This is a genomic window from Streptomyces sp. NPDC053673, assembly GCF_055585225.1.
Window position 1 is genome coordinate 1 of sequence record NZ_JBVJKN010000054.1, and the last position, 8,608, is coordinate 8,608.

Annotated in this window: 11 protein-coding genes; 7 read left to right on the plus strand and 4 right to left on the minus strand. The window is 66.8% G+C overall.

The window, feature by feature from the left end; genetic code table 11:
* Positions 1 to 159: 159 nt before the first annotated feature.
* Positions 160 to 819, minus strand: coding sequence for a transposase (locus ACZ6ZQ_RS36680; RefSeq protein ID WP_469772866.1), 660 nt, complete (start codon positions 817 to 819; stop codon positions 160 to 162).
* A 7-nt stretch (positions 820 to 826) separates the two neighbouring features.
* Positions 827 to 1,168 carry a hypothetical protein gene (locus tag ACZ6ZQ_RS36685; RefSeq protein WP_469772867.1) on the minus strand — a complete coding sequence of 114 codons (342 nt, stop codon included), beginning with the start codon at positions 1,166 to 1,168 and terminating at the stop codon, positions 827 to 829.
* 261 nt (positions 1,169 to 1,429) lie between these two features.
* Between ACZ6ZQ_RS36685 and ACZ6ZQ_RS36690 the strand changes: the two genes are divergently transcribed.
* Entirely contained in the window at positions 1,430 to 1,906 is a 477-nt protein-coding gene (locus ACZ6ZQ_RS36690) for an IS5 family transposase (protein ID WP_469772868.1), read from the plus strand.
* A gap of 383 nt (positions 1,907 to 2,289) precedes the next feature.
* Here the strand turns inward: ACZ6ZQ_RS36690 and ACZ6ZQ_RS36695 are convergent, their stop codons facing one another.
* On the minus strand, positions 2,290 to 2,697 hold the full coding sequence (locus tag ACZ6ZQ_RS36695; RefSeq protein ID WP_469772869.1) for a RidA family protein: 408 nt from the start codon (positions 2,695 to 2,697) through the stop codon (positions 2,290 to 2,292).
* 253 nt (positions 2,698 to 2,950) lie between these two features.
* Between ACZ6ZQ_RS36695 and ACZ6ZQ_RS36700 the strand changes: the two genes are divergently transcribed.
* From ACZ6ZQ_RS36700 to ACZ6ZQ_RS36725, 6 genes are all read left to right on the plus strand, one after another.
* Positions 2,951 to 3,094, plus strand: coding sequence for a hypothetical protein (locus ACZ6ZQ_RS36700; RefSeq protein ID WP_469772870.1), 144 nt, complete (start codon positions 2,951 to 2,953; stop codon positions 3,092 to 3,094).
* A 331-nt stretch (positions 3,095 to 3,425) separates the two neighbouring features.
* Positions 3,426 to 4,289 carry a 3-hydroxyacyl-CoA dehydrogenase family protein gene (locus ACZ6ZQ_RS36705; protein ID WP_469772871.1) on the plus strand — a complete coding sequence of 288 codons (864 nt, stop codon included), beginning with the start codon at positions 3,426 to 3,428 and terminating at the stop codon, positions 4,287 to 4,289.
* A 2-nt stretch (positions 4,290 to 4,291) separates the two neighbouring features.
* Complete coding sequence (locus ACZ6ZQ_RS36710; protein WP_469772872.1) at positions 4,292 to 4,564, plus strand: acyl carrier protein; 273 nt, start codon at positions 4,292 to 4,294, stop codon at positions 4,562 to 4,564.
* Positions 4,557 to 5,666: an acyl-CoA dehydrogenase family protein gene (locus tag ACZ6ZQ_RS36715; protein WP_469772873.1), complete on the plus strand. Its 1,110-nt coding sequence runs from the start codon at positions 4,557 to 4,559 to the stop codon at positions 5,664 to 5,666. Before ACZ6ZQ_RS36710 ends, ACZ6ZQ_RS36715 begins: the two co-directional genes overlap by 8 nt.
* A gap of 15 nt (positions 5,667 to 5,681) precedes the next feature.
* Positions 5,682 to 6,758: an HAD-IIIC family phosphatase gene (locus tag ACZ6ZQ_RS36720; protein WP_469772874.1), complete on the plus strand. Its 1,077-nt coding sequence runs from the start codon at positions 5,682 to 5,684 to the stop codon at positions 6,756 to 6,758.
* 57 nt (positions 6,759 to 6,815) lie between these two features.
* Positions 6,816 to 7,493 carry a class I SAM-dependent methyltransferase gene (locus tag ACZ6ZQ_RS36725; protein WP_469772875.1) on the plus strand — a complete coding sequence of 226 codons (678 nt, stop codon included), beginning with the start codon at positions 6,816 to 6,818 and terminating at the stop codon, positions 7,491 to 7,493.
* A 230-nt stretch (positions 7,494 to 7,723) separates the two neighbouring features.
* Here ACZ6ZQ_RS36725 and ACZ6ZQ_RS36730 read toward each other — a convergent pair whose 3' ends face one another.
* On the minus strand, positions 7,724 to 8,374 hold the full coding sequence (locus ACZ6ZQ_RS36730) for a carboxymuconolactone decarboxylase family protein (RefSeq protein WP_469772876.1): 651 nt from the start codon (positions 8,372 to 8,374) through the stop codon (positions 7,724 to 7,726).
* Positions 8,375 to 8,608 lie beyond the last annotated feature (234 nt).

Sequence of the window (8,608 nt, forward strand, 5' to 3'; positions counted from 1 at the left end):
GGACATCCGCGACGACATTCACGAAGCCTTCCTGAAGCTGGCCTGCTGCGTCATTACCTACCGACGCGTCCAGTCATTGTGTTAGCTCCTCTAAGAGCTGTCCCGTAAATGATCTTCGGGTTGCCTCGGGCATGGTTGGCCGCTGTGAGGCCCGCTCACCTATCCGGCGAGGGCGAGGTTGTGCAGGCGCGCGATGCCGAGCATGGCGTGGTGGACGCCGTCGCCTTTGAGACGGCAGTCGCGGAGGATCTTCCAGTTCTTCATGCGGGCGAAAACGTGCTCCACGCGGGCACGGACCTGCTTGTGGGACTTGTTGTGTTCCTGTTTCCAGTCCGGAAGCTCTTCGCCCTTGCGTCGTCGGTGGGGCATGACGAGCCCGGTGCCGGGATAGCCGCCGTCGGCGATCGTCAGCGTGTTGCCGACGGCGGCTTTGGCACCGGATTCCTCCCATGCCTTGCAGTCGTTGCGGTTTCCGGCGAGGGGCCGGCCGACCACGACGACCAGGCGGGTGTCGGCGTCGATGACGACCTGGTGATTGGTGGAGTACCGGTAGTTCTCCGACTGCTCGGCCACGGTGTGGTCGCGGGTGGGGACAAGGGTGCCGTCGACGATGAGCACGGTGTCCTTGGCGAACCGTTTGCGGGGCTGGAGCGCGAGCATCGGCCCGAGATGGTCGATGATGCGGTCCGCCGCCGACTTGGACACCCCGAAGGCGCCCTCCCGCCGCAGCGCTGTCACGAGCTTCCCGAACTGTCGCGGGCTCAGCCCGGTAAACGGGCCTATCCAGGACGGCTCCGACGCCGTGATCACACCAGCCACTGCATGATCATTCCACTGCTTCGGGTTCACCCTGCTCGAACGCGATGCGGCAGCGTTCCACCTGGTCAGCCACCTGCTGCATGAACCATTGCATGATCTCGTAGGGGATGACGTGCTCGTCAGGGCTATAGATGCGGACGGTCGGCTCCAGATCAGGGTCCTCGTCGGGGATCAGCGCCACCAGGAAGGCTGGCCCGGGCAGATGGGTCGCCGCGTTGGGCGTCTCAGCCCACGCGGCTGGCGCAGGCACAGCCGCGCTCAGCTCCACAGCCCAGGAATCGTCGGGCAAAGCGTAGTGGAACTGGATGGCGTAGTGACGACCTGCATGTTCTCTCAGCTCTGCTGGCATGACAGCAGGCTGCCACAGCACGCGGTCACAGGCCGGGGATATCGACTGAGGCCCAGTCGCTGGGAAGAAGCCCCGACTTGCGGGACAGCCCTTAGCTCGGGATGCGAATCGAACCGAGCAATGCCGGAAGGCCCTGTTGTCGTTGTTGCGCGCGCCCGCGCCCATCCAGTTCAACTCGGCCGCCCGGTCGTGTGATTGCCTCGCGCACGTGTACGGGAATGCGGCCGATCACCCGGACCGGTACGCCGGTATCCGACGGACATGACGGACGCGGAGTGGGCGGCCGTGCGGCAGTTGCTGCCAGTACCGGCCTGGCTTCAGGGCAGGGGCGGGCAGCCCGAGGGCTACTGCCACCGTCAGATGATCGATGCAATCCGCTACCTGGTCGCGGGCGGGATCTCCTGGCGGGCGATGCCCGCGGACTTCCCCGTGTGGGGCCGGGTCTACGCCTTCTTCCGCCGCTGGCGCGAGCACGGGTTGATCGCAGAGTTCCACGACCGGCTGAGCGGTCGGGTCCGTAAACGCGAGGGCCGTCAGGCCGAGCCGATCGCGGGGATCATCGACGCGCAGTCGGTGCGGGCCGCGGCTTCGGTGCCTGCCTCCTCACGCGGCTACGACGGCGGGAAGAAGGTAGCGGGCCGCAAACGGCACATCGTGACCGACTGCCTTGGCCTGCCCCTGGTCGTCGCGGTCACCGCCGCGAACATCGGCGACCGGGACAACGTAACCATTCGATGAGCCTCGCATGACGCCTTTCGCCCAATAGGTCGCTGAGGCCGCAGAGCGAAGGGAAGCGTGGGCCGCCAAAGCACTGGGCTCGCGGAGACCCTGGCGCGGCGAGCACCCCCTCCGCCAGGATCGCGTGCCCGGGCCAGGCGACCGGGCCGAAGTGCGGGTCGCGCACCCCCATGCACGGCGCCGGCGATCTCGCCCATCTGCCGGAAGGATCCCGGCCAGGTCGAGCGCGGGTACGCGGATAGCCGCTCCAGGGCTCTCGTTCCCACCGGCGATCGAGATCCCGCGACTGGGCTGACGCGCCCGGTGGCCGGAACGCCGGTCACCGGCCGGGACCCAGCCGCGCCGAGCCCCTCCAGCACCAGCGCGCCCGACAGGCGGTGCGCTCAGTCGAGGACTGCGGTGGCTTCGACCTCCACCAGGAGGTCGGGCTCGGCCAGTGCAGCGACACCCACTCCTGTGAGCGGCGGGATAGGGGTGACCCCCAGCCTCGCGGCCGCCCGGGCGACCCCCTCCAGGAACAGGGGCATCTTGTCGGGGGTCAAGTCGACCACGTAGACGGTCAGCTTCACCACGTCGTCGAAGGAACCGCCGACCGCGGCCAGGGCGGTGGCGATGTTGAGGTAGCACTGCTCGACCTGAGCAGCGAGGTCACCTTCGCCGACTCGGCCACCGTCGGCATCGCGGGCGACCTGGCCGGCGATGTGGACCAGCCTCGACCCGGTCGCGATCGACACCTGCCGGTAGATGTCGACCTTCGGCAGTCCTTCGGGGTTTACCAGGGTGGTGGCCATGCTGCCTGCCTTCTTGCCTGAGAGCCCGTGAGCTCGCTTCCACAAACCCGAGACGCAAACGCTCTCAGGTGGTTCCTCGGAAACCGTAGGAGAGTGTGCGGTGACGTGGAAGAACGCACTTTTCGGTGACTGGGGAACCTGACGGTGACCGAGTGGTTCAGAGCTCTCGGCTGTTGTGCCGTGCGGGGGGGGAGGCTCCAACCACCACTGCGGGCCGCGTCGGTTGACGTCCGGGCTGCAGAACTCGACGACCGTGTCCAGCACATCGGGGCCCTGGAACGCGGTGCGGCTGATCACGGCGGAGGACATCGTCGACGCCGACCCGTCGGTGAGCGGCGAAGAGATCTGCGCATTCATCGACAAAAGTCCGGGAAGGACACGAGGAGTATTCCTCTGATTTTCACGTCCTTCTCGATGGCGGGCAGGATTTCCCTTACCGTTCGACTGAGTGACGAAATACCGGCCGGCCCATCATTCCTTGACCCCGCCAGGGGGGCATAGGGGACGGCTAGGGGTTGACGCGGGGATTGGACCGTACTTAACCTCTCAGCGAGAATTCGACCAATTAGGTTGCCAGTTGCCTACTCTCCTGTTGAGGATCCGCAAAGCATCTTCCGATGCCGGGATTTGACCGGGGCAACCGGGGAGATGCTGGGGGATTGGAGCGCGCGACCGTCGGCGCCACCCTTGTGGAGGCGTGCTCAATTGAATGACGTTTGGAGGCAGGTGTGTCGAATTCACAATCGGATACGATTGCCGTTCTCGGTGCAGGGGTAATGGGACGCAGCATCACCGCACTGGCACTGGGCTGCGGGATGAACGTTGCGCTGGTCGACGTCTCGGAAAACATACTGCAGAACGCCCGAGCGGAAATCAGCGAGCAATTGCGGCACGGGCAGCTGATGGGCGCCTTCCCCGGCTCCGGGGCCACCGGAACACTGACAACGACGCTGTCCAGCGAGGGCGTGGCAGATTCCACCGTAGTGATCGAGGCGATCACCGAGGATGCCTCGCTCAAGGCGCGAGTACTGGCAGAGATCTCCAGCACGGTCCCTGCTGGGATCCCGCTGATCACCAACACATCGGGTATTCCCATCGCCGAACTGGCGAAGTCGGTGCAGCGGCCCGCGGAACTGGCCGGGGTGCACTTCATGAATCCGGCCTATCTCATCGAGATGGTGGAGGTTGTCCGCGGCCCGCAGACCGGCAACGACGCCATGGCCGCGGTCCAGTCCTTTCTGGGTCGGCTGGGGAAGAAAACGGTCCTCGTGCGCGACGCGCCGGGGTTTGTCACCAGCAGGCTGCTGCATCCCATGATCAATGAAGCGGCGAGAATCGTGGCCGACGGCGTCGCGAGCGTCGAGTCCGTGGACCGTCTGATGCACGGATGTCTCGGCCATCCCACCGGTCCGCTGCGCACCGCCGATCTGATCGGACTGGACAATCTCGCGGACGCTCTTCGACTGCTTGCCGAGCGGACCGGAAATTCCACCTTCGAGCCCTGCGAACTACTCGTGGAGAAGGTGCGCCTCGGCTATCTGGGGCGCAAGACGGGGCGCGGATTTTACGACTATGGAGAGGTGCTTTCGTGAGTATGGAGCAGGCAGTCACCGCTGAGGGGACCGCGCAGGAGATCACGGCGTTCATCTCGCGGCGGGTCGGGGCGGACGTCCCCGCCGACCAGGACCTCTTCGCGTCCGGGCTGGTTTCCTCGCTGTTCGCGATGGAGCTCGTCGTCCATCTGGAACGGGCGTTTTCCGTGCAGATCCTGGGGGACGACCTGAAGCGGGACAACTTCCGCACCGTCCAGTCCATGACCGCCCTGGTGCTGCGGTTGCGCGGCGCCGAGCAGCCCGCCGATGCCTGAGCCGCTCGCAGACGCCCGAGAGATCGTCGACGACCTTGTCGGTGACCGGGCCGCGGGGTGGGACCGGGCCGGTCTGATCCCCGACGATGTACTGCGAAAGCTGGCTGTCCGCGGCTTGCTGTGCGCGGAGGTGCCGGAGGCGTTCGGCGGACCCGGGGCGGGCAGCGCGGCGAACGGCGAGTTCACCGCGTACGTCGGCAGCCGATGCAGCTCGCTGCGGAGCGTGATGACCTCGCAGGGCATGGCCGCGTGGACCATCCAGCGCTTGGGCAACCCGCAACAGCACGCGGAGTACCTGCCGGCACTGGCCGGTGGCCGGCTCGCCGCCGTCGCGTTCAGCGAGCCGGAGGCAGGCAGCGATCTTTCGGCGATGACCACGGCCATCGAACCCGATGGTGACGCCGTCGTCGTCCGCGGGCAGAAGGTCTGGACTACCGCGGCCCACTACGCCGACATGATCGTCGTCGTCGGACGCCATGGCTCCGGGGCGGCCGCTGTCGTGGTGCCCGCGTCGGCTCCGGGCGTCACCGTACGCAGGGTTCCGCAGCCGTCCGGCTGCCGGGCGGCGGGCCACGCGGACGTACGGCTCGACGATGTGCGGCTGCCCGCCAGTGCGGTACTCGGCGGCGGGCAGCCTTTGACGCTCCTGGTGACAACCGCGCTGGCGTACGGGCGAATGTCGGTCGCCTGGGGCTGCGTGGGCATCCTCCGGGCCTGTCTCGACGCCGCCCGTGATCACGCCCGGACCCGGCGGCAGTTCGGAAAACCGCTGGCCGGCCATCAACTCGTCGGCCGCCACCTGGCGAACCTGTTGACCGCTGAGCAGATCGCCACCCGGGTGTGTGAACACGCCAGCCGGTGCTGGGACGGCGGCTCTCCTGACATGGTCGTCGCCTCTGTCCTCGCCAAGCAGGTGAGCGCCGTCCAGGCCGCGCAGGGCGCTGCCGCGGCAGTGCAGGTCCTGGGGTCGGCAGCCGCGCACGAGGGCCACGTGGTCGAGCGCGCGTACCGCGACGCGAAGCTCATGGAGCTCATCGAGGGCAGTACGGAGATCTGCCAGCTGATCCTTGCCGACCACGCGGTGTCGATGACGGTGACATGAGACAAAGGAGGAGCCGTGGCTGAACAGGCCCCGATCGTGAAGTGCCTGGTGTGGGACCTCGACAACACCCTGTGGCAGGGCACGCTGCTGGAAGACGGCGTGGTGACGCTCCCTGCCGCGGTCGTCGAGCTCATCGCCGAACTGGACAGCCGCGGCATCCTGCAGTCGGTGGCGAGCAAGAACGACCACGACCAGGCGTGGAAGCAACTGGAGGCGCTCGGTGTCGCCGAGTACTTCGTTGTGCCGCGCATCGGCTGGGGCCCGAAGTCGGGCTCGGTGCGGGAGATCGCAGCCGAGCTCGACTTCGCGCTCGACACTGTCGCCTTCGTCGACGACCAGCCGGCGGAGCGGGCGGAAGTCCAGTTCCATCTGCCGGCGGTCCGCTGCTACGCCGCCGAGCAGTTGACCGAGCTCGCAGCCCTGCCGGAGTTCAGTCCGGCGACGGTGACCGTGGACGCGCGCCGCCGCCGGCAGATGTACCAGGCCGGATTCCGGCGGAAGGCGGCCGAGGCGGAGTTCCAGGGGCCGAGTGATGACTTCCTGCGCTCCCTGGACCTGGTGATGCGCATCGAACGCGCCACCGAGGACGAGCTGTCCCGGGTGGAGGAACTGACGCTGCGCACCAGCCAGATGAACGCCACGGGAGTGCATTACTCCATCTCCGATCTGCGCACGCTGCTGGCCGATCCACGCCACGAGGTGCTGGTGACCACGCTCACCGACCGGTTCGGGCCGCACGGCGCGGTCGGCCTCGAGTTGCTGGAGAAGCACGCACACGTCTGGCATCTGAAGCTTCTGGCCACGTCGTGCCGGGTGGTGTCGTTCGGCGCCGGTTCGGTGATCCTCGGCTGGCTCGTCGACCAGGCCGCTCACCAAGGCGTGCACCTGGTCGCCGACTTCCGGCGGACCGAGCGCAACCGGATCATGGAAATCGCCTACCGGCTCGCAGGGTTCACCGACGAGCCGTGCGACTGCCGAGCCGGGCTGCCCGCGCCCGCGCACGAGGACATCCAGCGGCTGCATCTGCTTCCGGCGCCTTGCGCCCCGCCGCCCACGATGAATCTGCACGCCGTCAGCCTGCAGGGCGCCTGAGCGCTCCCCGGTCGGGGAGCCCCCGACCGGGTGTCGATGAAAGAAGATGGATCACGCATGGCGAACCAGATAGGTCTCCCGGCCGGGCTCTCGGAGTACATCCGGGAGTCCTCCCTGCGCGAGGACGAGGTCCTGCGGAAGCTACGTGAGACGACGTCGGAACTTCTCGCGGGCAGCGCGATGCAGGTCATGCCCGAGGAGGGTCAGCTGCTGACGCTGCTGGCCGGCCTCACCCCGGCCCGGAGGATCCTGGAGATCGGCACGTTCACCGGGTACAGCACCCTGTGCCTGGCCCGTGCGCTCGCTCCCGGCGGACGGCTCGTCACCTGCGACATCACCGACCGCTGGCCGCGGATCGGCGCCGACTACTGGACCAGGGCGGGCGTCGACGGGCAGATCGATCTGCGGATCGGTGACGCGACCGACACCCTCAAGGCCATGATCGCGGACGAGGGCCCCGGTGGGTTCGACTTCGTCTTCATCGACGCCGACAAGCAGCGCTGTCAGGACTACTACGAGATGGCGCTGACTCTCCTCGGCGACCAGGGCCTGATCGTGGTCGACAACACCCTGTTCTTCGGAAGGGTTGCAGACTCCGACGCGCAGGACGCCGACACCGCCGCGATCCGCGCGTTCAACATGCTGGTCCGCGACGATCCGCGGGTGGAGATGTCGCTGGTCCCCATGGCGGACGGCATCACGCTGATCCGCAAGAAACAGCGGATGCGGGAGTGAGCGGCAACCGTGTGAATTCCCGCGGAAATTCGTCGGCCATAACGATCAGGCACGGCGCTTGAGAAGGGTGAGATTCTCCTCCAGCGAGGGGATAAATAGACCCTGACCGATCAGGTCGCGCATTTCTACTAGCAAATATCTTTGGTGCGCTCGACAGTTGAACGGTGCCTTGAGTGGCCGCTGCGATATACGCAGCGGCCCGCGCCGTTCCGCGACACGAGACGTCGGTTTCACGCCTCGGTACGAGGCCCTGGCACAAACGACACCTGCGGGCGCGCATGCCTGCCCGACTTCATACGCCCCGGGTCCGCGGGCAGCGGCGCCGGATGTTCCAGCCAGGTGTCGATCGGAACAAGGCAGGAATTCAGGATGAATGCCAGGGTCTTGTAGGTTCCGATGAGAGCCAGCAGTTCGAGGAGCTGCTCCTTGCTGTAGCGCTCGGCGAGCTGCTGCCACGTGCCAGGGGAGAGCGTTGACCTGGCGTGGAGCTCATCGACCGCAGTGAGGAGGGCGGCTTCGAAGGGCATCCACCCGGAGATGTCCTCGGAGGCGACTGCGGCGATCACCGTCTCACTCAGCCCGACGAAGAGTCCCGCGGCGTGATGGTGGGCCCAGACGTACGGGGCCTGGGAACGCCATGCCGTTCGCAGGATGACGATCTCGCGTTCGTGCGCCGGGAGGACGCCGCCGGCCACGTGTGACATCAGTGGCTGCATCGCCGGCAGCAGCGCCGGGTGGTTGGCGATGGTCCGCAGGACGTTCGGCGCAGGCCGGTCCGCGAGGAGCCCGTTCAGCATCTGACTCACCGTCTGCGCATAGGTCTGGCCGGCAGGCGTGGCGGCGAAGTCCTCTACGTCCTGCGGGTCGATCCTGGGCCGCATTCCCCCACCTTCTGCTCAGTGTCACCGCGTCGGTTTCTCATGGACGGGCGGCTCGGCTTCGGAAGCCCTTTTCCGCCGACCGGGTTCCCACGGTAATGGAACCGGAGGTGTTTTCAAACATCGAAGGTTCGGGTTCGGGGAAACTTTTAGCATTCCTCGCCATCGCGCTGAGAAGTAATAGCCGTGTTGTACGCATCTGCAAATCACGGATGGAGTGGCGAGCCGCACCAAAAC